General features: G+C 60.7%; 19 protein-coding genes, 1 tRNA gene, 2 pseudogenes and 1 riboswitch. Of the genes and pseudogenes, 11 read left to right on the top strand and 11 right to left on the bottom strand.

Annotated elements, in window-relative coordinates:
* Positions 1-4 precede the first annotated feature (4 nt).
* Positions 5-1252, top strand: coding sequence for a ubiquinone biosynthesis hydroxylase (locus FZ934_RS15465; protein WP_281409933.1), 1248 nt, complete (start codon positions 5-7; stop codon positions 1250-1252).
* Positions 1253-1264: 12 nt separating this feature from the next.
* Here the strand turns inward: FZ934_RS15465 and FZ934_RS15470 are convergent, their stop codons facing one another.
* The 4 genes from FZ934_RS15470 to FZ934_RS15485 all read right to left on the bottom strand — a co-directional run bounded on the left by FZ934_RS15470 (position 1265) and on the right by FZ934_RS15485 (position 3761).
* Positions 1265-1453, bottom strand: coding sequence for a Trm112 family protein (locus tag FZ934_RS15470; protein WP_113360146.1), 189 nt, complete (start codon positions 1451-1453; stop codon positions 1265-1267).
* A gap of 8 nt (positions 1454-1461) precedes the next feature.
* Complete coding sequence (locus tag FZ934_RS15475; RefSeq protein WP_153271791.1) at positions 1462-2133, bottom strand: LON peptidase substrate-binding domain-containing protein; 672 nt, start codon at positions 2131-2133, stop codon at positions 1462-1464.
* Between the two features lie 102 nt (positions 2134-2235).
* Positions 2236-3198, bottom strand: coding sequence for a thioredoxin (gene trxA / locus FZ934_RS15480; protein ID WP_153271792.1), 963 nt, complete (start codon positions 3196-3198; stop codon positions 2236-2238).
* 53 nt (positions 3199-3251) lie between these two features.
* On the bottom strand, positions 3252-3761 hold the full coding sequence (locus FZ934_RS15485) for a prolyl-tRNA synthetase associated domain-containing protein (RefSeq protein ID WP_153271793.1): 510 nt from the start codon (positions 3759-3761) through the stop codon (positions 3252-3254).
* Positions 3762-4010: 249 nt separating this feature from the next.
* Here FZ934_RS15485 and FZ934_RS15490 point away from each other — a divergent pair.
* The 7 genes from FZ934_RS15490 (at position 4011) to FZ934_RS15520 (ending at position 10295) form a co-directional block, all read left to right on the top strand.
* Positions 4011-4085 (top strand) — tRNA-Gly (locus FZ934_RS15490).
* Between the two features lie 226 nt (positions 4086-4311).
* Positions 4312-4443: riboswitch (TPP riboswitch) on the top strand.
* A 91-nt stretch (positions 4444-4534) separates the two neighbouring features.
* Positions 4535-6355 carry a phosphomethylpyrimidine synthase ThiC gene (gene thiC / locus FZ934_RS15495; protein WP_153271794.1) on the top strand — a complete coding sequence of 607 codons (1821 nt, stop codon included), beginning with the start codon at positions 4535-4537 and terminating at the stop codon, positions 6353-6355.
* A 1-nt stretch (position 6356) separates the two neighbouring features.
* Positions 6357-7331: a glycine oxidase ThiO gene (gene thiO, locus FZ934_RS15500; RefSeq protein WP_153271795.1), complete on the top strand. Its 975-nt coding sequence runs from the start codon at positions 6357-6359 to the stop codon at positions 7329-7331.
* Positions 7328-7525 (top strand): sulfur carrier protein ThiS, encoded by a 198-nt coding sequence (thiS, locus tag FZ934_RS15505; protein ID WP_153271796.1) that lies wholly within the window; start codon positions 7328-7330, stop codon positions 7523-7525. The genes thiO and thiS overlap by 4 nt, the downstream gene beginning before the upstream one ends.
* 2 nt (positions 7526-7527) lie before the next feature.
* Positions 7528-8301 carry a thiazole synthase gene (locus tag FZ934_RS15510; RefSeq protein ID WP_153271797.1) on the top strand — a complete coding sequence of 258 codons (774 nt, stop codon included), beginning with the start codon at positions 7528-7530 and terminating at the stop codon, positions 8299-8301.
* Positions 8298-8915, top strand: a complete 618-nt coding sequence (locus tag FZ934_RS15515) for a thiamine phosphate synthase (RefSeq protein WP_153271798.1) — start codon at positions 8298-8300, stop codon at positions 8913-8915. The genes FZ934_RS15510 and FZ934_RS15515 overlap by 4 nt, the downstream gene beginning before the upstream one ends.
* A gap of 51 nt (positions 8916-8966) precedes the next feature.
* Positions 8967-10295: a glucoamylase family protein gene (locus tag FZ934_RS15520; protein ID WP_153271799.1), complete on the top strand. Its 1329-nt coding sequence runs from the start codon at positions 8967-8969 to the stop codon at positions 10293-10295.
* Here FZ934_RS15520 and FZ934_RS15525 read toward each other — a convergent pair.
* The 6 genes and pseudogenes from FZ934_RS15525 to hglS all read right to left on the bottom strand — a co-directional run bounded on the left by FZ934_RS15525 (position 10287) and on the right by hglS (position 18616).
* On the bottom strand, positions 10287-11336 hold the full coding sequence (locus FZ934_RS15525; protein WP_153271800.1) for an ABC transporter ATP-binding protein: 1050 nt from the start codon (positions 11334-11336) through the stop codon (positions 10287-10289). The two genes, FZ934_RS15520 and FZ934_RS15525, sit on opposite strands and share 9 nt — an antisense overlap.
* Positions 11333-12933, bottom strand: a pseudogene (locus FZ934_RS15530) (ABC transporter permease). The gene FZ934_RS15525 and the pseudogene FZ934_RS15530 overlap by 4 nt, the downstream one beginning before the upstream one ends.
* A gap of 129 nt (positions 12934-13062) precedes the next feature.
* On the bottom strand, positions 13063-14091 hold the full coding sequence (locus FZ934_RS15535; protein WP_153271801.1) for an iron ABC transporter substrate-binding protein: 1029 nt from the start codon (positions 14089-14091) through the stop codon (positions 13063-13065).
* A gap of 205 nt (positions 14092-14296) precedes the next feature.
* The gene (gene amaB / locus FZ934_RS15540) at positions 14297-15835 is read right to left on the bottom strand and encodes an L-piperidine-6-carboxylate dehydrogenase (RefSeq protein WP_153271802.1); all 1539 of its coding nucleotides are present in this window, start codon (positions 15833-15835) and stop codon (positions 14297-14299) included.
* Between the two features lie 22 nt (positions 15836-15857).
* The gene (locus FZ934_RS15545) at positions 15858-17141 is read right to left on the bottom strand and encodes an NAD(P)/FAD-dependent oxidoreductase (protein WP_153271803.1); all 1284 of its coding nucleotides are present in this window, start codon (positions 17139-17141) and stop codon (positions 15858-15860) included.
* Positions 17142-17203: 62 nt separating this feature from the next.
* The gene (gene hglS, locus FZ934_RS15550; protein WP_153271804.1) at positions 17204-18616 is read right to left on the bottom strand and encodes a 2-oxoadipate dioxygenase/decarboxylase HglS; all 1413 of its coding nucleotides are present in this window, start codon (positions 18614-18616) and stop codon (positions 17204-17206) included.
* A 109-nt stretch (positions 18617-18725) separates the two neighbouring features.
* On the opposite strand from hglS, the gene FZ934_RS15555 reads away from it, so the two are divergent.
* The 3 genes from FZ934_RS15555 to FZ934_RS15565 all read left to right on the top strand — a co-directional run bounded on the left by FZ934_RS15555 (position 18726) and on the right by FZ934_RS15565 (position 21223).
* Positions 18726-19616: a LysR family transcriptional regulator gene (locus FZ934_RS15555; protein WP_113360115.1), complete on the top strand. Its 891-nt coding sequence runs from the start codon at positions 18726-18728 to the stop codon at positions 19614-19616.
* Positions 19617-19684: 68 nt separating this feature from the next.
* On the top strand, positions 19685-19921 hold the full coding sequence (locus FZ934_RS15560; RefSeq protein WP_113360113.1) for an Lrp/AsnC ligand binding domain-containing protein: 237 nt from the start codon (positions 19685-19687) through the stop codon (positions 19919-19921).
* A gap of 135 nt (positions 19922-20056) precedes the next feature.
* Positions 20057-21223 carry a glycosyltransferase family 4 protein gene (locus FZ934_RS15565; protein WP_153271805.1) on the top strand — a complete coding sequence of 389 codons (1167 nt, stop codon included), beginning with the start codon at positions 20057-20059 and terminating at the stop codon, positions 21221-21223.
* A 7-nt stretch (positions 21224-21230) separates the two neighbouring features.
* On the opposite strand, the pseudogene FZ934_RS15570 reads toward FZ934_RS15565, so the two are convergent.
* Positions 21231-24556: pseudogene (locus tag FZ934_RS15570) on the bottom strand (oligosaccharide flippase family protein).
* Between the last annotated feature and the right edge of the window lie 71 nt (positions 24557-24627).

A 24627-nucleotide genomic window follows, 5' to 3' on the forward strand; every position in this document is an offset into this window, starting at 1 on the left:
ATCAATACGATATTCACAAGGAACGGAACGGGACGCTATGCGGGACATGCTGGTTGTTGGTGCAGGTTATGTCGGCCTTTCGGCTGCCGTGGCGGTCAAGCAAGCGGCGCCGCACTTGAATGTCGCCATCGTTGAGGCGGCTCCCGCCGGTGCCTGGGAAAAGGACATGCGTGCTTCGGCGATTATTGCCGCGGCGACGAAAATGCTTGAGGTCTTCGGCATCTGGAATGAGATCGAGCCGGACGCCCAGCCGATCAACAAGATGATCGTGACCGATTCGAAGACGTCGGATCCGGTCCGACCCGTCTTTCTGACCTTCGACGGCGAGGTCCAGGATGGACGGCCGTTTGCCCATATGGTTCCGAACCTCTCGCTCGTGCGGGCCCTTCGCGGCGCTTGCGAGCGCCTGGGCATCGAAATCCACCACGGGGTAAGTGCAACCGGGCTGGACAGTGGCGATACGCACGCCGAAGTTACTCTTTCCAACGGCAAAACCATTGAGGCGAGACTGGTAGTCGCGTGCGACGGCGTCCGCTCCCATGTCCGCGAACTCGCCGGCATCAAGACCGTCAGCTGGGATTACGGCCAATCCGGCATCGTGGCGACGGTCGAGCACGAACGGCCGCACAACGGCTGCGCCGAAGAGCATTTCCTGCCCGCCGGCCCCTTTGCCATCCTGCCATTGAAGAACAACAGATCCTCGCTGGTGTGGACGGAATCGACGCAAGAGGCCGCCCGGCTGGTGCGCTCGGACGATCTCGTTTTCGAGGAAGAGCTGGAGCGCCGCTTCGGACACAAACTCGGCGCCATCAAGGTCGTCGGCGACAAGCGCGCCTTCCCGCTTGGCCTGACGCTTGCCCGAGCCTTCGTCGCGCCTCGCCTCGCCCTTGCCGGTGACGCCGCCCACGGCATCCATCCGATCTCCGGCCAGGGTCTCAACCTTGGCTTCAAGGATGTGGCCGCTCTTGCCGAAACCATCGTCGAAGCCGACCGGCTCGGCCTGGATATCGGCTCGATCAACACGCTGGAACGCTATCAGGCATGGCGGCGCTTCGACACGTTCCGCATGGGCGTAACCACGGATGTGCTGAACCGGCTGTTTTCCAACGATCTGGCGCCGATTCGCCTTGCCCGCGATGTCGGACTCGGGATCGTCGAACGCTTGCCCGGCCTCAAATCCTTCTTTATCGGCCAGGCGGCCGGCACGACGGCCCCTGATAATCCGAGACTGCTCGCCGGGCAGACGATCTAAAGCTTCACAGCTTCAGTCGTCGAGACTGCGCGCCTCGGACACCAGCATGATCGGAATGCCGTCGCGGATCGGATAGGAGAGGCGTGCTTTTTCCGACACGAGCTCGTTGTGCTCGCGATCGTAAGTCAGTCGCCCCTTCGTCAAAGGGCACACCAGAAGCTCAAGCAGCTTGGGATCGACACGGCTTAGTTTTTCGTCCATGACAGTTTCTACTGCAGAACGGTGTCGGAGTCACCAAAGACACGCGCCAACACGATCTCTGTGATGGCGATCAACGTTTCTGCTCGCGTCTTCAAATCGGGCGCTTCGAGAAGCGCCTGCTTCTCGGCCGGTCCGAAGGGAGACATCATTGCAAGCGAGTTTACCAGCGTCAGATTGCTGGCACGCTCGACACTCTCCCAATCCGCTTCCAGCTTGTTGGCGTCGAGATAGGCCTTGAAGGCCGTCAGGAGTGCTGCGCGATCCACCGCGTCCTCTTCATCGCGAGCGGAAAGATCGGCGATAAAAGGCGCGATCCGAAAGATTCGGAAGGGATTATGTGTCTCTTTTTCTTCCAGCAGCCGAAAACGGCAAATGCCGGTCAAAGAAACGATGTACCGGCCATCCCCGGTTTCGGCAAAGGATGTGATTCGGCCAACGCAACCAACGGACGCGAGATTGGTTTCACCATGCCGCTCATCGCTTTCGCCAAGCGCCGGCTGAACCATTCCGATCAGTCGATTCCCGGTAAGCGCCGCGTCGAACATCGCAAGATAGCGCGGCTCGAAAATATTGAGCGGCAGCTGACCGGTGGGTAGCAACAGCGCACCCGCCAGAGGAAAGACGGCGATCGCATCAGGCAGATCACCGGACTTGAGATATCTAGCATTCCCCACTTGCATGAAGGCTGGTCCCGCATAATGGCGGGGCGGAAAAAGCCCCGCGCCCGCACCTACGGAAATGTGGAGTACCCCTCCGAAAACGCAAGGGTCAATGCAATAAACTTACGAGAAGAGCATCGCCGAAAGCTTGCGGCGGGCAGCAACCGTCGCCGGATCCTTGAAACCCCAAACGTCGAAGAACTGCAGCAGCTGGCGGCGAGCACCGTCGTCGTCAAAGCTACGGTCCTTGCGCATGATGTAGAGCAGATGGTCCGCCGCCTCGTCTCTCATGCCCTCGACGTTGCGGATTTTCGCAAGCTTTAGCCGGGCTTCGTGAGCGTCCGGATCGTTCGCAAGCTCGTGTTCGAGCGCAACCGGATCGCCGAGCTTGCGGGCTTCTTCGATCTGCTCAAGCTTTTTGAGAACCGCCTGTATCGCGGCATCGTTGGCTATCGTTTCGGGAAGGTCCGTGAGCGCTTCGCGAGCCCGTTCATGCTGGTTTGCGGCAATCATGCAGTTTGCCATGCCGGCAAGCGCCTTGGCATTCTCAGGATCTGCCTGCATGACTGCGCCGTAGAGCTGCGCGGCGCCGTTGACGTCTCCACCGGCGAGCAGCTCGTCGGCTTCCTTCAGCACCGCCTCGATCTCGGCCGCCTGATCAGCTCCGGCCGGACCGGCAACACGATCGATGAACTCACGGATCTGGCTTTCAGGCACGGCTCCCATGAAACCATCCGCCGGACGCCCGCCGACGAAGGCGATGACCGCGGGAATGGACTGAATACCGAGCTGGCCGGCGATCGACGGATGATCGTCGATGTTCATCTTCACCAGCTTGACGCGTCCCTCGGCCTCATTCACGACCTTTTCGATAACGGGCGTCAGCTGCTTGCAGGGACCGCACCAGGGCGCCCAGAAATCGACGAGTACCGGCTGGTTACGGGACTCCTCGATGACATCCTTCGCGAAGGTCGCGGTGGTCGTGTCCTTGATGTAGCCACCGGCAGCAGCCGGCGCCGCTCCAAAACTCGCCGAAGCGGACATCTGGCCATAGGAATTGCTGTAAGGGTTGTCGTTGCCGCTCATGGGTATCTCCCGCCGTGCCGGTCAGCCGGCTTTTCTAGCGCTAAAATCGTATGTCAGGACGTCACTTTCAAGACAAGCGGCTTGTGGCCCGTCGCTTCCATAAATCGAACGAGATCCGCGCTGCCGATCGAGGTTGTGGCATCGTTCGAAAGCGGATGGCAGTTGACGATATCCTCTTTCATCAGCTCCGCATCGAGAATGAAGGTGACATTGCCGCCGGTATCATTGATGGCGCCAAACGCGGTCACGGAGCCGGGCACGACGCCGAGATATTCCAGGAGCTTTTCCGGCTTGCCGAAGGACACCTTGCTCGCTGCGCCGATCAGCGTATGGACCGTCTTCAGGTCGACCGTTGCGTTTTCTTCGACCGTGAGCAGGAAGAACTGATCCTTTTTGTCCTTTACGAACAAGTTCTTCGTGTGCCCACCCGGAATCTCGTCTCGCAGGGCAACGGATTCGGCAACGGTGAAGACCGGAGCATGAGTCTTCGTGCTGTGCTTGATGCCCAGCCCATCCAGAAACGTGAATAGATCGTCGGCGGTCTTGGGTGTGACGTCGGTCATTTCGAGTCCTGTCTGGGTCTAGCTACAGGTCCTGATTAAGTCCCGTATCGATCTTTTGCAATGTTCACACCCGTCGCTTTCGCCTGCATTTGCGGCCTTCTCGACCGATCTGCGTCTGGCCTGGATATTTTTCTTCGCCTTTGCGTCATTTCCCTGTTGCATTTGAGAATCGTTTGGGCGATATAGCGCCCGTCGCCGCAAGGTGGCGCCCACGGTCCTCCAAACTACCACAGGCCGTCGGGATTATGAGCGGGTGTAGCTCAGTGGTAGAGCACAACCTTGCCAAGGTTGGGGTCGAGGGTTCGAACCCCTTCGCCCGCTCCAAATTTTCCTAAAGACGCTTCAAGCCTCGGTTTTCCGAGGCTTTTGTGTTTCTAGGTTCTGCCAAAGTGGCGCCACTGCTTTCGTGTTTTGGCGAGAAATCGCAAACCACTGATTCTCATAGCTATTTCCTACAGAGCGTCGCAGCTTTTTTCCGCCGCTTTCCATTAGATGATTCCGTATCTCCGGACCGGTGCTTGACGATTCGGATCACCCGGCCTACCGTTGAGGCATTCACCAGGGGGGTCCCGGCAAGGGGCTGAGATACTGCTGGCGAAAAGGCTTAGGCCTTTCGTGGCGCAGTGACCCGTTGAACCTGATCCAGTTCATACTGGCGTAGGGACGGTGCAAGCGCTCGAAGGCCGGGATTCCCGCGTGGAATCCGTGCTGGCGTCTTTTCATCATTCCGGCTGAGGACTGGGTCTCCAATCGCAAACTTGGAGCCTCAAACCATGAATATCGCCGCAAAGACCATCACCCCCACAGTCACCACCGGCCCGCTGCCTGCCTCCCGCAAGATCTATATCCCGGGCGAGATCCACCCCGATATCCGCGTTCCCATGCGCGAGATCAGCGTCCACCCCACCTCCGGCGAGCCGCCGGTCACGGTCTATGATTCCTCCGGCATCTACACCGTCGAGGGTGCCGATATCAGCATCGAACGGGGCCTTCCGGCGTTGCGGCGCGACTGGGTTCTCGCCCGCGGCGACGTCGAAGCCTATCACGGCCGGCAGATACGCCCGGAGGATAACGGCTTTGCCAGTGGCGAGCGCCTGACGCCAGAATTCCCCGCCAAGCGCCAGCCGTTGCGCGCCAAGGACGGCAAGGCCGTGACCCAGCTCGCCTATGCCCGGTCAGGCATCATCACGCCCGAGATGGAATTCATCGCCATCCGCGAAAATCTCGGCCGCAAGGCGAAGGCCGAAGCCATGATCCGCGACGGCGAGAGCTTCGGCGCCCATATTCCCGATCACGTCACCCCGGAATTCGTCCGCCAGGAAGTCGCCGCCGGCCGCGCCATCATCCCCGCCAACATCAACCATCCCGAAGCCGAGCCGATGATCATCGGCCGCAATTTCCTGGTGAAGATCAACGCCAATATCGGCAACTCCGCCGTCACCTCCTCGATGGCCGAAGAGGTCGAGAAGATGGTCTGGGCGGCGCGCTGGGGCGCCGATACGGTCATGGATCTCTCCACCGGCCGCAACATCCACAACATCCGGGAATGGATCATCCGCAACTCGCCGCTGCCGATCGGCACGGTGCCGCTTTACCAGGCGCTGGAGAAGGTCGAAGGCATCGCCGAGAACCTGACCTGGGAAGTCTATCGCGACACGCTGATCGAACAGGCCGAGCAGGGCGTCGACTATTTCACCATCCATGCCGGCGTGCGGCTTCATTACATCCCGCTGACCGTCAACCGCGTCACCGGCATCGTCTCGCGCGGCGGCTCGATCATGGCCAAGTGGTGTCTTCATCATCACCGCGAGAGCTTCCTCTATGAGCATTTCGAGGAGATCTGCGACATCTGCCGCGCCTATGACGTCTCCTTCTCGCTGGGCGACGGCCTGCGCCCCGGCTCGATCGCCGACGCCAACGACGCAGCACAATTCGCCGAGCTGGAAACGCTGGGCGAGCTGACGAAGATCGCATGGGCGAAGGATTGCCAGGTGATGATCGAAGGGCCCGGCCATGTGCCGATGCACAAGATCAAGGAGAATATGGACAAGCAGCTCGCCGTCTGCGGCGAGGCGCCGTTCTATACGCTCGGACCGCTCACGACCGATATCGCGCCGGGCTACGACCACATCACATCGGGCATCGGTGCTGCGATGATCGGCTGGTTCGGCACGGCAATGCTCTGCTACGTCACGCCGAAGGAGCATCTCGGCCTGCCGGACCGCAACGACGTGAAAACCGGCGTCATCACTTACAAGATCGCCGCCCACGCCGCCGATCTCGCCAAGGGGCACCCGGCCGCGCAACTGCGCGACGACGCGCTGTCGCGCGCCCGCTTCGAGTTCCGCTGGGAGGACCAGTTCAACCTCTCGCTCGATCCGGAAACCGCCCGCAGCTTCCACGACGAGACGCTGCCCAAGGAGGCGCACAAGGTCGCGCATTTCTGCTCCATGTGCGGCCCGAAATTCTGCTCGATGCGGATTTCCCACGACATCCGCGCCGAGGCGCAGAAAGAGGGTCTGGACGCCATGGCGGCCAAGTATCGCGACGGCGGCGACCTCTACATGGCTGTCGATGCCGGCGCGGCCGGCTGAGATGCGTGTTCTTGTCAAAGGGGCCGGCGTCGCCGGCCTTACCGTGGCGTGGGAGCTACAAAACCGCGGCGCCGACGTCACGGTGTTGGAGCGGCAGGCGACCTTCGCCGGCGCGGCCTCCTGGCTCGCCGGCGGAATGCTCGCGCCCTGGTGCGAGCGCGAAAGCGCCGACGCCTCGGTGCTGCAGAGAGGCGAGGACACCGCCGATCGCTGGGAGGCGATCCTGCCTGAGCTGGTAAAAAGAAACGGTACTCTGGTGGTCGCGCCGCCGCGCGACCACAGCGAGCTGAAGCGGTTCGCTGGCCGAACGACGGGGTATCAGTGGGTTGACGAGGCAGAGATCGCTGCGCTGGAGCCCAGTCTTGCCGGCCGCTTTCGCGAGGGTCTGTTCTTCCCCCGCGAAGCCCATCTCGATCCGCGGCAGGTCTTGATGGCGCTCCGCGCCAATCTGAAAGCTGCGGGCGTCATTTTCACGGCCGAGGCCAACGGGAATGACTGCTACGATCGCGTTATCGATTGTACCGGCGCGGCCCGCATTGGAACCCTCCCCGGCTTGCGTGGCGTTAGAGGCGAGATGCTCTACCTCAAGACCGACGAAGTCACACTTGCCCGGCCCGTTCGCCTGCTGCATCCGCGCATTCCCGTCTATATCGTTCCCCGCGGCAATGGCCTTTTCATGGTCGGTGCCACGATGATCGAGACGGAATTTTCAGGCCCGATCGCCGCCCGGTCCCTGATGGAACTGCTGAATGCGGCTTATGCCCTGCATCCGGCTTTTGCCGATGCCATCGTGATAGAAACCGGCGCTGGCATTCGGCCGGCCTTCCCCGACAATTTCCCGCGCGTCGCCCGCCACGGCAACGTCATCTCGCTGAACGGTCTCTACCGCCACGGCTTCCTGCTGGCGCCTACGATGGCGGCGGAAGCAGTGAACCTCGCCTTCAGTGACCAGCCCAGAGGAGACCGATCCCAATGAGATTGATCGTCAACGGAGAACCCCAGGACAACGGAGCGTCGACGCTATCAGAGTTGCTGACGTCGCTGGATTACGAAGGGGACTGGCTGGCAACCGCGGTGAACGGCGAACTCGTCCATCGCGAGGATCGCCAGGATTGTGCGCTCAACGATAACGACAGGATCGAGATCCTGTCTCCCATGCAGGGAGGCTGACGATGCCGACATTCTATGGAGTCGACGTCGAGTCCCGGCTACTACTGGGCACCGCCCGATACCCCTCGCCCGCGAAACTCTCTGAAGCGGTCCGGCAGTCTGAAACGGAAATCGTGACAGTCTCTCTCCGTCGTGAAGCTGCGGGCGGCCGCAACGGCGGCGCCTTCTTCGAGATGATCCGCGGGCTCGGCGTCCGCGTCCTGCCGAACACCGCCGGTTGCCATGGCGTATCGGAGGCCGTGCTGACGGCGAAGATGGCGCGCGAGGTCTTCGCGACGAACTGGATCAAGCTGGAGGTCATCGGCAACCACGACACGTTGCAGCCGGATGTTTTCGGCCTCGTCGAAGCCGCCCGCATCCTCACAGGCGAAGGCTTCGAGGTCTTCCCCTACACCACAGACGACCTCGTCGTCGCCGAGCGGCTGGTGGAAGCGGGCTGCAAGGTGCTGATGCCCTGGTGCGCGCCGATCGGCAGCGCCGCCGGCCCGCTCAATCCGTCAGCGTTGAGGGCGATACGTGCCCATTTCCCCGAGGTTCCGCTTATCGTCGATGCGGGCATCGGACGGCCATCGCACGCCACTGCGGTCATGGAGTTTGGCTTCGATGCCGTCCTGCTCAATACAGCCGTAGCCGGCGCCGGCGATCCGGTGGCCATGGCGAGTGCTTTCGCCAAAGCGATCGAGGCAGGAAGGCAAGCCTACGAGGCCGGAATGCTTGAGCCGCGCGACATGGCAGTACCGTCCACACCCGTCATCGGAAAGGCAGTCTTTGCATGAAACTTGATCCCTTTTACCTAATCGTCGACAGTTCGGACTGGGTAGCCCGCCTCGTGCCGCTCGGTGTCAAACTCGTGCAGTTGCGGATCAAGGATCGCAGTGAAACGGAAATACGCACAGAGATCCGCAATGCAAAGGCCATCTGCGCCGCCGATCGGTGCCAGCTGATCGTCAACGATTACTGGCGTCTTGCGATCGAGGAGGGCTGCGATTTCATTCATCTCGGACAGGAGGATCTCGCGGATGCTGATCTCGGAGCGATCCGAAGCGCGGGAGTGAAGCTCGGCGTCTCGACCCACGACGCAGTAGAGCTGACGGCAGCGCTTGCCGTAGAGCCCGATTATATCGCGCTCGGCCCCATCTACGCGACGATACTCAAACAGATGAAATGGGCGCCACAGGGTCTGGAACGGCTTCGTCACTGGAGATCGCTTGTCGGCGATCTGCCGCTGGTTGCGATCGGCGGGCTGAATATCGATCGCATCGACGGCGTCTTCGAGCACGGCGCCGACAGCGCCGCTGTCGTGACCGACATAACCTTGAACGAGAACCCCGAAAAAAGGACGCGACAATGGATCGCCGCAACCAACTCAAAAAGGATTGATTTGCGCTGACCGTTTCCACATGGTGAACACAGGACAGGAAAACAAACTAGGCTAGAGCGCATGCTACAACGGACCGACGAGGCGGATAGCGCACTGATCGACAGGTTGCAGAAAGCCGCGTTCAGCTATTTCCTGAAACACGACAATCCGGAGAACGGACTTGTCGCCGATACGTCCGTTGCCGGCGTGCCCTGCAGCATTGCGGCGGTCGGCTTTGCACTGTCCTCCTACACCGTGGCCGTCGAGCGCGGATGGATGGAGCGAACCGAGGCGGCTCGGCGGACGAAAAAGACGCTTTGTTTCTTCGCCGAGGGACATCAAGGCCGGGAACGGCACGCGATCGGCTACAAGGGCTTTTTCTACCATTTCCTGCACATGGATACTGGCCATCGTGCCTGGAACAGCGAGCTTTCGACCATCGATACGACGTTGCTCGTGGCCGGCATGCTGACGGCGGCAAGCTATTTCGACGGTCCCGATGAGACCGAGGCTGACATCAGACGGCTGACAACGCTTGTCTATGAACGGATCGACTGGCATTGGGCGCTGAACAAGGGCGAGACCATCTGCATGGGCTGGAAGCCGGGCAGTGGATTTCTGCGTTGGCGCTGGCAGGGCTATGATGAAGCCGTCCTGCTCTACACATTGGCGCTAGCCTCACCGACGCACCCGGTCCAGCCGTCCAGCTACGATGCCTTTATCTCGAGCTATTCCTGGATGCTGTTCGGCGAGCAGCCCTATCTCTACGCCGGCCCGCTGTTCATCCACTTCTTCTCGCATGCCTGGATCGATTTCCGAGATATCCAGGACAAGCCCATGCGCGAGCGGAATCTCGATTATTTCCGCAACACCCAGATATCGATCGCCGTGCAGCGTGACTATGCCGAGCGCAATCCCGGCCATTTCGTAGGTTACAACAGGGACGTCTGGGGGCTCTCGGCGTCCGATGGTCCGCCGCCGACGCGCAATATGCGCGGCGGTCGGCACCCACGCGTTCTCGGCTATGCCGCCCGCGGTGCGCCGCTTGGTCCGGATGATGGCACCATCGCGCCGTGGGCAGCACTGGCATCGCTACCTTATGATCGTCAGGCATCGATCGACGGCGTGCGTGCATTGCTTTCGACCTATCCCAACCTGCTTTACGAGGACCGCTTTCCCGGCGGGTTCAATCCGACCGTGAAGACGAAACGGCCGGAGGGCTGGGTCGATGACCGTTGTGTCGCCATCGACCAGGGACTTCTCGTGATGTCGATCGAGAACGATCGTTCCGACTTCATCTGGGACTTGATGCGCCGATCGCCAGTAATCCGGCGAGGCCTGGAACTGGCTGGCTTTACCGGAGGTTGGCTGGACGAAAGCGTAAGACAGGCCGAACAAAGATCAGCCTGACGACCGGCCCATAAAGACATGCGCCTTGCCGGCGATGTCGAGACGAACGCGATCGCCGCGCGCCGGCAATGCCACGCTGGAGGTCTTGATCAGGATCGGCGGGAGTGCAACGCCCTCAAGCGAAACCGACACTGTGCATGTGGCACCGCCGAATTCGACTTCCACGACACGACCGCCGTAGTTCGAATTGCTCTCATCCGTCACGACGCGGATCTGCTCCGGCCGCAGCATGATCTCCACCTTGCCGGCGTGACTGCCGTCGACAGCGACCCGACCGAGCGCGCAATCCGCCAGACCGTCCCTGACGATCGCCGGCAGGATCACCGCATCGCCAAGGAAAAGAGCGGTTTCACGATCGCGCGGCTGCCTGTAGAGCGACTGCGGCGAGCCGGACTGGACAAGCCGTCCTTCACGCAGCACCGCAACCTGGTTGGCGAACGACAGTGCTTCCGCCTGGTCGTGCGTGACGAGGATCGTGGTGATCCCGGCAGCCTGCAGTACGCGTGCGACCGCCTTGCGCATGTTTTCGCGCAAGCCGGTATCGAGAGCCGAGAACGGTTCGTCGAGCAGCATCAGCCGCGGCTGGCGGCCAAGCGCGCGCGCAAGAGCCACACGCTGCTGTTGCCCGCCTGACAATTGATGCGGCCGGCGTGTCAGCATGTTGCGGTCGAGTTCGACCATATCGAGCAATTCGGCGATCCGCGCGTCGCGGCCAGCTGCGCCGCGCGCGATGCCAAAACCGATGTTCTCGGCAACGTTCAGATGCGGAAAGAGCGCGCCTTCCTGCGATACGATCCCAATGCCGCGCTTGTGCGCGGGAACGGTAGCCTGGCCATCGGCAAGGAGATCGCCTTCAAGCGTTACACGTCCGGTGTCGGGCTGCTCGAAGCCGGCGATGATCCGCAGAAGCGTGGTCTTGCCCGAGCCCGATGGACCGACGATCGCCGTCCGCCCGCCAGCCTCGATATCGAGCGAAATATTGTCCAACGCCTGAACACGGCTGTAGCGCTTGCTGATGCCGTTGATGGTAAGCAGCGTCATTGTCCGGCAGTCCGTTTCGATTGAGCATGAAGAAGAAGGGTTAGCGGCAATGACAGAACGACCATCATGAACGCATAAGGCGCGGCCGACACATAGTCGATCTCGCTGGTGAGCGACCAGAACTTCGTCGCCAGCGTCTCGACGCCGTTCGGCGCCAACATCAGCGTTGCCGTGAGTTCGTTGGTTATGCCAAGCGCGACCAGGGCGATACTCGCCGCGGCACCGGGTGCGGCAAGCCGCATCGTGATCTGCCGAACGGCCTGGGAGGGCGTTCGGCCAAGCCCCATCGCCGCCCGTTCAAGCTCCACCGGCGCTTGCGCAATGCTTGCCCGCAGGCCGACCATTGCGCGGGGAAGGAAGAGGAGAACGTAGGCAAGCAGCAGCGTCGCGAATGTCTGATAGAGTGGCAGGACAAGCCGAACGGTGATCGTCACGAGGGCAAGCGCCACGACGACACCCGGTAGCGAACCCACGTAGTAGTGGCAGGCTTCGAGAATGCGCTGGAGACGCCCCGGTGCACGGACCGAAAGCCATGCCATCGGCGCTGCCGCGATCGTCGCCAGGATACCACCGACGACGGCAAGAATGATCGTCTGTCCGAAGGCATTACCGACCGTATCCAGACGCCAGATGCCGAGCCCGCCGAGATAGAGCCAGCGCGCCAGCGTCACGAGGGGAACGCCGAGCGTCAGAAGAGCCAAAAGCAGCGGTAGCGCAATCGCAGGCACCACCCACCAGCCTAACCGGCGCCGGTCGGCCGGTCTCGCGGCACCCGAACCGACACGCGCATAGCGCTCGTTACCCCGGATCAGCACCTCGAGGGAAAGCAGGAGCAGGCAGCAGGCGACCAGCACGCCACCGAGCATGTTCGCCGCAGGACTATTATAGGCCGACTGAAACTGATCGACGATCGCGGTGGCAAAGGTGTCGAAGCGGATCATCACGTAGAGCCCGTATTCCGACAACAGGTGCAGCGCGATCAGCAACGAGCCGCCGCAGATCGCCAGCCGCAATTGCGGCAGTATCGTCCGGAAAAAGACACCCAGGAGTTGAGACCTAGGGAAGCGGCCGCATCCTCGATCGCCGGGTCGAGCCGCCGCAGGGCTGCTGCAACGGGTAGATAGAGAAACGGATAATAGGCAAGCACCGAAACGAAGACGCCGCTCGTCAGGCCGCGCATGCCCGGAACGAGACTGACCCAGGCGTAGCTGTGTACGAAAGCCGGCACGGCGAGGGGAGCAACCGCAAGCCAGGACCACAGGCGCGCGAAAGGTATATCGGTGCGCTCCGTAAGCCAGGCCAACGTGACGGCCAGTGCGATCGAGAGCGGCACAGTGAGGGCTTCCAGGAAAACCGTATTGACCAGCAACTCGCCGACGCGGGGACGAAACACCAGTTCGCGCACCGTCTGCCAGCCGACATCGATGGTAATCCAGGCGATGAAGCCGAGCGGAACGAGGCTGAGCAGCGCAACAAAGGAAGCGACAAGGACCACGGAAACATGCGGCATGCGGAAACGCAGCCGGTCCAATCCCTTAACTGGCCGCACCTTTGGCGCATCATGGCCAGGAGCGAGCACTCTATTGTCTTGCAGCAAGGCAACCGCCTTCAAACGCTGAAAAAGGAAGGCAACCGCTTATGGAAAAGCGGTTGCCACTGCGCATGCCGTAAGGTTTTCTTGAGCCAAAAGCAACAGTTTTGGCTTCAGAGATCGAGGCAGAAGAGCCTAGATGAGGCCGGCAGCCGTCATCAGTTCGGTGACCTTCTTGCTGTTGAGCTTCGCAGCATCAACCTTGGGTGCGTTCAGATCCTTGAGCGGAACCAGCTTGTCGTTCGAAGCCGCGTCCTTGCCGATAGCGTATTCATAGGACGTGCCCGTCTTCAGAATCTCCTGGCCCGCCTTGCTGGTCACGTACTTGAGGAACGCCTGCGCCTCTTTCATGTGCTGGCTCGACTTTAGAATGCCACCGCCGGAAATGCTGACGAATGCGCCCGGGTCCTGGTTCTTGAAGTAGTGCAGCGCGACGTTCTTGCTGTTCTCGCCCGTCTTCGCCTGATCGCCGAACCAGTAGTAGTGATAGATGACGGCGCCTTCGACTTCGCCCGCGTTGACCGCCTTCATGGCAACGCTGTTACCCTTGTAGGGTGTTGCGTTTTCCTTGAGCGCCTTCAGCCAGGCGGCTGTTGCTTCCTCGCCCTTCAACTCGAGCAGAGCGCTGACGATCGCCTGGAAATCGGCGCCAGCCGGAGATGCACCCCAGCGGCCCTTCCAAGCCGGATCAGCCAGATCGAGCAGCGACTTCGGCAGCTTGTCTTCAGTCAGCTTGGTCTTGTCGTAGGCAAAGACGGTCGAACGAGCGGCAATGCCGGTCCACATGCCGTCCGAAGGGCGATACTCTTCCGGCACCTGAGCCAGCGTGTTCTTGTCAACGGGGGCAAACAGGCCGGCGCTGTCCACCAGCGTCATCGCCGGCGAGTTCTCGGTGAGGAAAACGTCTGCGGGAGAGGCATCGCCTTCCTGGATGATCTGGTTGGCGAACTGCATGTCGCTGCCCTGACGCATCGTCACCTTGATACCGGTCTCCTTCGTGAAGGCATCGACCCATTCGCGGCCAAGGCTTTCATGCTGCGCATTGTAGACCACGATACCTTCGGAATCGTCTGCCCGTGCAACGCCGCTGGTCAGAGCAGTAGCGGCAAACAAAGCCGTTGCGACAGCAATTGCACCCGAAAGACGGTTAAAGGAAAAGTCCATGATACCCTCCATGCTGGTTCACTCCACGTCCCCGGACGCGGTGAAGCTCGTATATTTTTCTTGAATTAGCATTTCAAGTTTCAGCACGGGATGCCTGATCACAAATACTTGAGATATTTGATCAATTTTAGAACGCTTCTAGACCGGAAACAAAAAAGACGACGGCACGATTGCGCCGTCGCCGTCTCATGCAGAGTAGCAGCGATCACTCGACGTCGAACTTGACGCCCTGGGCAAGCGGCAGGGTCTTGCCGTAGTTGATCGTGTTCGTCGCGCGACGCATATAGCTTTTCCACGCATCGGATCCGGACTCGCGACCGCCACCGGTTTCCTTTTCACCGCCGAACGCACCGCCGATTTCAGCGCCGGAAGGACCGAGGTTGACGTTGGCGATGCCGCAATCGGAACCGCGCGCCGAAACGAAGGCCTCTGCCTCGCGCATGTCGTTTGTGAAGATGGACGAGGACAGGCCCTGCGGAACCGCATTGTGCAGTTCGAGCGCTTCATCGAAATCGCTGTACTTCATCACGTAAAGGATCGGCGCGAAGGTCTCGTGCTCAACCGGGCCCGACTGCGACGGCATTTCGACGAGAGCGGGGCGAACGTAGTAAGCCTCGGAGGCATCGTTTTCGACGCGATCACCACCGGTGACCGTGCCGCCGGCAGCCTTCGCTTCGGCCAGCGCCGACTGCATCTTGTCGAAGGCCTGCTTGTCGATCAGCGGACCGACCAGCGTGCCGCTTTCGAGCGGATTGCCGATTGAGACCGAGCCGTAGGCCTTCTGCAGGCGCGGGACGAGCTTGTCGTACACGCTTTCATGGACAAACAAACGGCGCAAGGTCGTGCAGCGCTGACCAGCCGTGCCCATGGCCGAGAAAGCGACGCCGCGCAGCGTCAGGTCGAGGTCGGCGGTCGGGCAGATGATCGCCGCATTGTTGCCGCCGAGTTCCAGAATGGCGCGCGCAAAACGCTGAGAAAGCCGCGGGGCGACCGCACGGCCCATGGCCGTCGAGCCCGTCGCCGAAATCAGCGGTACCTTCGGATTATCGACGAGAACCTCGCCGAGTTCGCGCCCACCGATCAGCAATGCGGCAAGATTGGCCGGCGCTTGGCCGCCTTCGGCGACAAAGCGCTTCAGCGCCTTTTCGAAGAGTGCCTGGGTCGCCAGCGCCGTCAACGGCGTCTTCTCGGAAGGCTTCCAGATGATGGAATTGCCGCAGACCAGCGCAAGCGCCGCGTTCCAGGACCAGACCGCAACGGGGAAGTTGAACGCCGAGATGATGCCGACGACACCAAGCGGATGCCAGCTTTCCATCATGCGATGCTCGGAACGCTCGGTCGCGATCGTCAAGCCGTACAGCTGCCGCGACAGGCCGACGGCGAAATCGCAGATATCGATCATTTCCTGGACTTCGCCCAGGCCCTCGGAGGTGATCTTTCCGACTTCGATGGAAACCAGGCGGCCAAGGGCAGTCTTCGCCGCGCGCAATTCTTCACCAAGCAGGCGAACCAGTTCGCCGCGCTTCGGCGCGGGAACGGAACGCCACGCGAGGAACGCCTTGTGCGCTTCTGCGACTGCAGCCTTCGCGTCAGCAGCCGAATGCTCCTTCAGCGCGCCGATTTCCTTGCCTGTGACGGGCGAAGTGACGCGAAGTGTGCCGCCTGTAAAGCGGTCCGTCTGGACGCCAAGTTCGGAAAGCAGTGTCTTTGTCTCAGTGGCGAGATCGATAGCGTTGATAGTCATGTCGTGTTCCAACCTCATATTTTTAAAGGCGTGCATCGGCGAAGTGGGCGACCTGCGCGCCAGCCTCGTACCATAATTCTTTGACCGCGCGGAAGCGCGGCTCGATCGGCGCCGTCAGCGGCAGGGGCAGATCGGCCTCACTGAGATGACCGAGGATATGCTGCGCAAGCGTGCGCCCGAAAACCGTGCCCGGCGCAATACCGCGACCATTGTACCCGGAAAAACCGACGACGTTCGGCGCGAACTTGTGGAATCGCGGCAGCGCATTGTCGGTCATCCCGATCTTACCGTACCACTCGCATTCGAACTCGACGTCGCCGATCTGAGGAAACAGCTTGCGCAGCGAGCGCTTGGCCCACGCCTTGTGCACGGAAAGCCCGGTGTTGCGCAGCGCGCCAACGCTGCCGAATACAAGCCGTCCTGCCTTGTCCATACGATAGGACGACAGGATTTCCTTCGTATCCCATACGCCCTCGCCGCCGGCGAGGATCGACTTGCGCAGATTGTCGCTCAACGGCGTCGTCGCAAAATTGAAGTAGGGCAAGTGCACCTGTTCATTGCGAACCTGCTGCCACGGCCCGATGCTGTAAGCGTCGGTCGAAACCACGACCCAATCGGCGGTCACATCACCCTTATCGGTGCGAACCGTCCAGCGGCCGCCGTTCTTCTCGGCGGCAACGACTGGGCTGGACGTGTGGAGACGAACGCCAGCGGCAACAACCGCATGAGCGAGGCCGCGCGCATAGGCCAGCGGCTGCAATGTCCCGGCACGCATGTCGAGGAGCGCACCGGTGTAAGCATCGCTGCCGACGCGTCTCGCCGTCTCTGCCGCATCAAGTAGCGTGACGGCAGCGCCGCGCGCTGCCCACTGGCTGTGGCGGTCCTGAACCTCCTTCAGGCCATCCGGCCCGACGGCGACATGAAGGGTGCCATTGCGCTCGAGTTCGCAAGCGATAGAGTGCTTTTCAATCAGCTCCATCACCAGTTTGGGCGCGTTGCCGAGGAGGTCGAGCAGGCGCTCGCCATAGACGGGGCCGAGCACGCCGGGCAGATCATTTGGCATGACCCACATCCCGGCATTGATGAGCCCGACATTTCGGCCGGCACCGCCAAAGCCCACTTCCTTGGCCTCCAGCAAGACGACCTTCGCGCCGGCTTCCGCCAGATGCAGGCTCGCCGAAAGGCCGGTATAGCCTCCACCGATGACGACGACGTCGGCGGAAACGCTCCCGTCGAAGAATGAGGTCACGGGAGCCGGTGGAGCGGTCTTTTCCCAAAGCCCGTGGGAGCGCGGATCATTCAGCATCAAGCTTGTCCATGAAACGAGATTGGCGGCATTGTAGCGCCGGTGGATTACTCAGGAAACAGTCAGGCGACCGGCCTCAACTGTAGCGCCGCAAGCCCGAGCAAGTCGATGGCGGTTTCGAGCGAGCGGGCCTGCCGTTCCGCATAAAGATCGAGCTCGTCCGTGACTTCAGCGCCAAGGGCTTCTTCGAATGCCGCGCGGTTTGATCGGGTCGCATAGTTCTGCTGTTGATCGGTGCCGAGATTCGATTGAAAGATGCCGGCAGCGCTAACAGGCAGGAAGTCTTCATAGACGATCGGATCGAACGTCAGATATCCCTTCGCGATCAGCTCCTCGGCATTCGACGGCAGCTGTCCGGTGACCGCAGCCGCGATACCCGCGGGTGTCGCGGAGTAATGGAAGAACGCCAGTTCCTGCTTCCGAAGATCGCTCCAGTCGTCCGGCAGCTCCTGGAAGCGCTCGGAGAGCTCGGCGTCATAATCTCTAGCCTTCGCACCGGCAGCGCCAACCTGCACCTCGCCGCGAACGGACGCCAGCAGCCGATCGTAGAGCGCCCTGCCCTTCGCCGTCAGCGCAACGCCGCGCTGCTCGATTTCCCCGAAGCGTGCCGTGTGGGTTCCTTCGGTCGCTCCGTCAGCGCCGGCAAACAGGATCGATTCCTCCAGCGCCTTGAAGCTCGTCTGGCGCAGCAGGATGTCGCATTCCCGCCGCGGCGGCCCTTCGATGACGGCCTTCGGCGTAATTCCACGCTGGGGCATCCGCTGCTGAACGGCATCGATATCAAGCGTTCGCGGCGTCAGATGGTTGATATGTGGCCCCTTGAAGCTGACGACATCTGCAATCAGGCGATGCGCGTCGTGCAGGCGTTTGTAGGTCTCGGCACTGACGGTCGCTTCGCCATGCCAGCGAAACGTTTCGAGCGCTTCGGCAACGAATTCCTTGGCCTCCGCCTCGGTCAGCCCGCCCGCACGTTCATGCCGCTCGATCAGCTCGATCGCGCGATCGGTGTAGATGCGGCGTTTCGCGAGAATCTCCGCAGCTTCGGCACGCAGTCCTTCATCCTCGATCAGCTCGAGACGCAGCAGGGATGTGAATACCCGGAACGGGTTGATGCTTAGCGATTGATCGTCGATCGGGCGGAAACAGGTGGAATGAACCGGAACCCCGGCAACCGAAAGATCATAATAGCCAACGGACTGCATGCCCATGACTGCAAAGAGTCGGCGAATCGTGTGAAGTTCTTCCGCAGTGCCGAGGCGGATCGCACCGTGGCGCTCCACGTCGATACGCTCCAGTTCCCCCGCGCGGGTCAGGCGCTCCCGAAGATCGGCATTCGTAGCGAGCACTTCGGCATTCACCTCGGCGACCAACTCCAGCAACGTTCCGTACTGAGGCACCTCAGCCCGGTACATCTGCGACATCGCCTCCGTGAAGAGAGAGCGAATGCGATCTGTGGAAACGAAACCTGCCTGCATGGTGAACTCCGCGTTCATTCCGAATTTGATCGATAGAGTCCTTTACAAGCACGCATAACCTAGAAATATCGACATTTAGGAAATAGCTCATTCTCAAATGGAATGACCCATGCTGCCTTCACGGCGTTTTTTACCTTCCACATCACTGCTCAGCGCCTTCGAGTCGGTGGCGAGAACCGGCAGCGTCACCGCCGCCGCACGCGAACTGGACCTGACGCAGAGTGCAGTCAGCAGGCAGATCAGGGCTCTGGAAGAGCAACTCGGCGTCGAACTCTTTATTCGTGAGCGCCAGACGGTGCGATTGACGCTGGCCGGTGACAGCTATGCTCGCGAAATCCGCGAGGCATTGCGTCGTATTTCCAACGCCTCGCTGAACCTGCGCGCCAATCCGCACGGAGGCACACTCAACCTCGCCATTCTACCAACGTTCGGAACACGCTGGCTGGCGCCCCGTCTCGGCCGTTTTCTGGCAACCAATCCCGGCGTGACGATCAACCTCGTCACGCGGCTCTCCTCGTTCGACTTCCGGCTCGATTCGATCGATGCCGCCATCCACTTCGGTCATGCCCATTGGCCGGGAGCCGAGCTGACGTTTCTGATGTCCGAGAGAACCGTACCCGCCTGCAGCCCGGCCTTCCGCGATCTCCACTCGATCAGCAGCGCGGAAGATCTGCTCGACCTGCCGCTGCTGCATCTGACGACGCGGCCGGATGCCTGGGAGCAGTGGTTCGGCGATAATGGCGTGCCGTTCCAGAATGTTCACGGCATGCTGTTCGATCAGTTCGCGACCGCTGCCCAGGCTGCCATCGCTGGTCTTGGGGTTGCGCTGCTGCCGACTTTCCTGATCGAGGAAGAACGCAAGCGGGGCGATCTCGTCGCCGCCGTCGATCGCGAAACGGAGAGCAGCGAGCGATATTATCTCGCCTATCCTCCTGAGCGTGCGGATTATGCACCCCTGGCGGCCTTTCGCGACTGGATCGTAAAGGAAGCCTCCGCATAACAGCTTGCGTCCACAAGGTCATTTCGACCATTATGCGGCCCGAACTGAATTCTACGCAGGAACTCCCCATGAAGCCGATTTTCGTCCAGCTCCAGTGCGCTCCCGGCAAGACCTATGAAGTTGCCGACGCCATCTACCAGACTGAACTGGTGTCGGAGCTTTATTCCACGAGCGGCGACTATGACCTTCTCCTGAAAGTCTACATTCAGGACGGGCAGGACATCGGAAAATTCATTAACGACAACATTGCCAATATCCCGGGCATTGTCCGCTCGCTGACGACGCTGACCTTCAAGGCATTCTGATTGCGGATCATGATCGGTTAACTTTGCCGACGACTAAAATCAGCAAGGACGGCGTTTAAACGCCACCTTAACGACGCGCGTAGTTCTGTTGGCTGGATTGTAACTCTTGGCCATCTGCGGCCAAAGGGGTGAGCCATGTCCGCCGTCGAAACCTACGTCAAAGACGCAGAGCCATCAGTCGCTTCCGCGCCGCTGATTGTCCACGTCATCCGCCAGTTCCTGCCGAACCGCGGCGGCCTGGAGGACGTTGTCTCAAACCTTGCAAAGCACACGCTCAAGCGCGGTTACCGCGTCCGGGTCGTTACCTTGGACTCGCTGTTCACGACGCCCGATTCCAAATTGCCGGCTCATGAGTTCATAAACGGCACGGAGGTCGTCCGTATCCCGTGGTCGGGCAGCACGCGATATCCGATCGCGCCGCAGGTCTTCCGCCACCTCTCGGACGCTGATCTCATCCACGTCCACGCGATCGATTTTTTTTATGACGCGCTCGCCTGGGGGCGGCCGCTGCATCGGAAGCCGATGGTCGTCACGACGCATGGCGGTTTCTTCCACACCCCGAACTATGCATCCCTGAAGAAGGTTTGGTTTCAAACCATCACCCGCCTGTCAGCCATGGCCTACGACAAGGTGATCGGCTGCAGCATGTCCGATCTCCGGCAGTTCTCGAAGATTGCGCCGAGCCGCACCATTGTCATCGAGAACGGTGCCGATATCGGCAAGTTTGCCGATAGGGCTTCCCGCATCCCGCGACGCCGGATCGTCACCATCGGCCGTTTCTCTGCGAACAAGCGGCTGGATAATCTGCTCACGACGCTTGCCGCCTTGAGGACCCGATCGGAAGACTGGCATCTCGATATCGTCGGGGTGGAGTATGATCTGAGCCGAAACGAGCTTGTCGATCAGGCCAAGAAACTCGGCATCGAAACGGCAATCACGATCCACGTTTCGCCCGAGAATGACGCCATTCGCCAGATTATCTCGGGCGCCTCGATTTTCGCGTCGGCGTCGGCTTATGAAGGATTCGGTCTCGTAGCGCTGGAGGCGATGAGTGCAGGCCTCCTGCCCGTGCTGAATGCCAACGAAGCCTACAAGACACTCGCGGATCGCCACGAACAGATTTCGGTGACGGACTTCTCCGATGCGGCGACGGCGGCAGACGCGCTGGATGCAGCCTTCGAACGTCTTCATGCAAATGCACCCGCAATTCGGGCGCAACTGCTGAAAGAAGCAGGTGATTATTCCTGGGACGTCGTCGCAGACCGATACATCTCGGTCTACGAGCAACTGATCGCCGGCTGAGCCGGCTTTACCCCTTTGCCAGCCGAACGATTTCCTGGAACACGGTCCGTCGTGATTCCGGCGGCGTAAGATTGTGATCGGCATCAGCAAGCATCACCAGCCGGACATTCGGATGGCGCGCGAACTTCCGGCCACCCGGGCCAAAATGGAAGTACATATGCTCGAGACCGACATCGCCTTCGCTGTAGATCAGCGTTAGCGGCACCTTCCGCTTGCCGAAGATCGAGAACGACCGCTTGACCTCGACAGCAGTGTGGCGACGACCCGGCAGATATTCGATCAATGGAGCAATGCGTACCGACATGCGTCGCGCGAAGGCAATGACCACGTTCTTGACGGCCGCCTTGATGTCGACATCGCCACGGATCAGGCGCTTGAACGTATCCATGCTCGCCAGGCGCTCGCCGTAATCCTCGAAGCTGCGTGGAACGGAAACCACGTGCCTCTTCTCGACGGCGAGATTCGGATCCCAATAGAACACGAACGGATTGATCGACACCGCTGCTTTCAGCCGGTCATCCGCGACAGCCGCCCGGATCGCCAGGTATCCGCCGCTGCAACGCCCTGCCACCATCAGCGGGCCCGGCACGACGGTCTCCAGCAGATCGACTGCAGCGCGTGCGTCCTCGTTCTGCGTGGCCGAATAGAGGATCTGAGCCGGTGCATCGGGCCGCGGCGGGCTATCGCCGGCATTCGCCGAATCGAACCGCAGCGAGGCAACTCCTTCCAATGCGAGATTGCGGGCCATATCGACGATCGTACGCCCCCAACCGCAATGACGGTCATAGGCGGTCGAGAGAAACAGCACGGCGTTTCCGCTTGCGGGTCCGACAGGACGGCAGATCACACCGACGAGGTGATTGAACTCACCGAAGCGTACCGGCACCTCTTCGAAGCCGTTTCCTTTGAGCACTCCGGCATCGACGGCCTGTACGGACCGCGCATCGCTGTTGTCGAGCGACGTGTGCGTATCCATCCATTCGGCAAGCATATGCACCGTACCGAGCGGAACCTTGGCGAATAGCGGATCGGTTACGAGATCATCATAGCCATCGAATGACCGCTGCTCGACGGCAGCACCGAGAGCGCTGAGGCCGTCGGCGAAAGCCGTTTCATCGGCACGCGCGGGACGTTCCAGGATAAGATAGCGAGGCGCGGCAATCCGTTCCGGCGTCCCGATCTTCAGCTTCGACAACTCGGCCGCGATGCCGTCAGGCAGCACGAGACCGGCAATGATATGCTGGTCCTTCGGAAGATCGTCTTCGGTCAGGCCGAGGTGATGATTGATAAACTTCGACCATGCGCTGAGCTCGCGCAGGTAGGAGCGCCCGTTGAGAACCGGGCCAAGCATGACAACGGCATCCAGGCCTTCGATCGTGTGGCCGATCCGTTGTGCCAGCGTGGCGCCGAGGCCCTGGGCCACGAATACGATGCGATCGCACCCGCTGAGTTCCTTGAGCTTCGAAGCGTGTGCGCGGATCGAATCCTCCCACACGGCGAGACTCGCGGGCGCAGCACCGAGATCGAGCGCATCACCGGTGCCCGGGTAATCGAACCGGAGGCTCGGCACGCCAACGTCGGCGAAATGCTCGGCGGCAACGCGGAAGAAGCGCCGGGTACACATTTCCTCGAAACCCCAAGGGTTGACAAAAAGCACCGCGGTCGAGCGCTTTTTGACGCCTGTTGTCTCCGGCTTGTAAAGCGCGACGGTCTGGTCGAACGCAAACGGAATCGCTGCTTCCCTGCCGGCGCCATCCGCGGTTCCCGCATAGAGATCGTCATCCGACTTCACATCGGCTGGAGCCGTCTCTTCGGCTCTGTCGCGATTAACGGGAGCGATGAACTCCACGGCCTTCCTGGCACGCCCCTTGAGCGAGCTGGGCATTTTCTCCACGATTGAAAGCATAACCTCGGCATCCTCGGACGGAATTACGTTCAGGATCTTCAATGCGACAATATAACCGAGCCCCCGGCCGTTATCGCGATCAAAAGTCCAACAGAACCGTTTAGGAAGTGTAAAACAACGACGGCAATACAAGCGCAAATGGCCGCCGACGTCATCGTCTTCAATAGGCTTACATATAGACCTGAAAGCTGATTCCCGAACCCAGTCTGGCGAACCATGATCACGCACATGATCGTGAACACAGCGATTCTGACGACTGCAGCACCCTCGGCAGCGAAGTATGGCACGACCATCAGACATCCGATCGTCATGATCGCGGCGGCAACAACGCTGACGCGAACACGATCGCGCACCCTGTCCATCGAAAGAAGATAGAGGCTCAGGGTCTGCATGAATGTGTAGGAGGGTGCGGCAAGCGCGAGCAGCGCGACGACGGTGCCGCTTCTGTCGAAGGCTTCGCCGAAAATCACCCGCACGAGCTCACTCGAGATCGCCGCAAGCCCAAAACTCATCGGCAGAATGATGTAGGCCATGCTGCGCGTAACGGCGGCGAAAACCTCGACCGGCAAGGCGCGGTCGTCGCTCGTGTGCCGCCGCTCGGAATAATAGGGCAAGAGGCTGCCGGTCATTTGGATGGGCAGCTGCAGCGCGATATTGGCGATCGACAGACCCACCGCATAGAAGCCGACCATCTCGACCGACCAGAACTGCTGCAGGAAGAGAATTTCGACCCTGTTCAGGAAGATCGAGTCGATCAGGAACTGCGCCGCGATCATGACGGACGAGGTTGCCAGATACTTCAGCGGCACGCCGCATCGATCCCGCTTGGTGAATAGGATGGGCAGAGTCGCGACGAAGAACACAAGCTGTCCGAGCAGATAGCCGACAAGCACGCCCTCGACACCGTAGAAGATCGCTCCTGCGCCAACGCCGACAAGCTGCAGCACGCAGACGCCGATCGCGAGCTTGAAGAAATCCCCGAGCCTGCGCTCACTGATGAGGTAGAATTTGACGAACGACCCGATCGACTGAACGAAGAAGAGCGCGGCGGTCACATAGGCAATCGAGGGCGCCGTCTTTGCCCAGTGCATTTCCTCCGAAGTCAGGAAGAACAGGGCGTAAAGGCCAACCAGAACAACCGTCGAGCACAGCATCACAGTGACGAGCAGCGATGCAAACCCAAGCCTGCGACGTGCATCGAACCCTTCGGCCTGCAGCTGCGGCAGGGTCTTCCCAAGCGTAATGCTCGACCCCAGTTCAGCAATCGAGGCGCCTGTAACGACGAGCCAGAGCGAGAAGGCGATGATGCCGTTTGCTTCCGGTCCCAGAAGACGGGCGGTAATGATGGACGAAAGGAACCCGGTCAGCAGCAGCAGCATGCCTGCAGCGCCGTTCATCACCGAATTCGCAATAATTCCCTTCGACATGTCAATCCCGTTCAAGCCGTCTGATGCCGGCCATGCTAATGTGAAAGTCTTTCAAAATTGGTTTGCAAAGC

The sequence above is a fragment of the Rhizobium grahamii genome, assembly GCF_009498215.1.
GTDB lineage: Bacteria > Pseudomonadota > Alphaproteobacteria > Rhizobiales > Rhizobiaceae > Rhizobium > Rhizobium grahamii_A.

Bases quoted from the DNA above. Each gene is read 5' to 3' on its own strand.
- FZ934_RS15475 (WP_153271791.1), bottom strand. From the start codon at position 2,133: ATGCAAGTGGGGAATGCTAGATATCTCAAGTCCGGTGATCTGCCTGAT.
- FZ934_RS15515 (WP_153271798.1), top strand. From the start codon at position 8,298: ATGAAACTTGATCCCTTTTACCTAATCGTCGACAGTTCGGACTGGGTA.
- thiS (WP_153271796.1), top strand. From the start codon at position 7,328: ATGAGATTGATCGTCAACGGAGAACCCCAGGACAACGGAGCGTCGACG.
- FZ934_RS15565 (WP_153271805.1), top strand. From the start codon at position 20,057: ATGTCCGCCGTCGAAACCTACGTCAAAGACGCAGAGCCATCAGTCGCT.
- FZ934_RS15485 (WP_153271793.1), bottom strand. From the start codon at position 3,761: ATGACCGACGTCACACCCAAGACCGCCGACGATCTATTCACGTTTCTG.
- FZ934_RS15555 (WP_113360115.1), top strand. From the start codon at position 18,726: ATGCTGCCTTCACGGCGTTTTTTACCTTCCACATCACTGCTCAGCGCC.
- FZ934_RS15535 (WP_153271801.1), bottom strand. From the start codon at position 14,091: ATGGACTTTTCCTTTAACCGTCTTTCGGGTGCAATTGCTGTCGCAACG.
- FZ934_RS15470 (WP_113360146.1), bottom strand. From the start codon at position 1,453: ATGGACGAAAAACTAAGCCGTGTCGATCCCAAGCTGCTTGAGCTTCTG.
- FZ934_RS15520 (WP_153271799.1), top strand. From the start codon at position 8,967: ATGCTACAACGGACCGACGAGGCGGATAGCGCACTGATCGACAGGTTG.
- thiC (WP_153271794.1), top strand. From the start codon at position 4,535: ATGAATATCGCCGCAAAGACCATCACCCCCACAGTCACCACCGGCCCG.
- FZ934_RS15525 (WP_153271800.1), bottom strand. From the start codon at position 11,336: ATGACGCTGCTTACCATCAACGGCATCAGCAAGCGCTACAGCCGTGTT.
- FZ934_RS15560 (WP_113360113.1), top strand. From the start codon at position 19,685: ATGAAGCCGATTTTCGTCCAGCTCCAGTGCGCTCCCGGCAAGACCTAT.
- thiO (WP_153271795.1), top strand. From the start codon at position 6,357: ATGCGTGTTCTTGTCAAAGGGGCCGGCGTCGCCGGCCTTACCGTGGCG.
- amaB (WP_153271802.1), bottom strand. From the start codon at position 15,835: ATGACTATCAACGCTATCGATCTCGCCACTGAGACAAAGACACTGCTT.
- hglS (WP_153271804.1), bottom strand. From the start codon at position 18,616: ATGCAGGCAGGTTTCGTTTCCACAGATCGCATTCGCTCTCTCTTCACG.
- FZ934_RS15510 (WP_153271797.1), top strand. From the start codon at position 7,528: ATGCCGACATTCTATGGAGTCGACGTCGAGTCCCGGCTACTACTGGGC.
- FZ934_RS15545 (WP_153271803.1), bottom strand. From the start codon at position 17,141: ATGCTGAATGATCCGCGCTCCCACGGGCTTTGGGAAAAGACCGCTCCA.
- trxA (WP_153271792.1), bottom strand. From the start codon at position 3,198: ATGAGCGGCAACGACAACCCTTACAGCAATTCCTATGGCCAGATGTCC.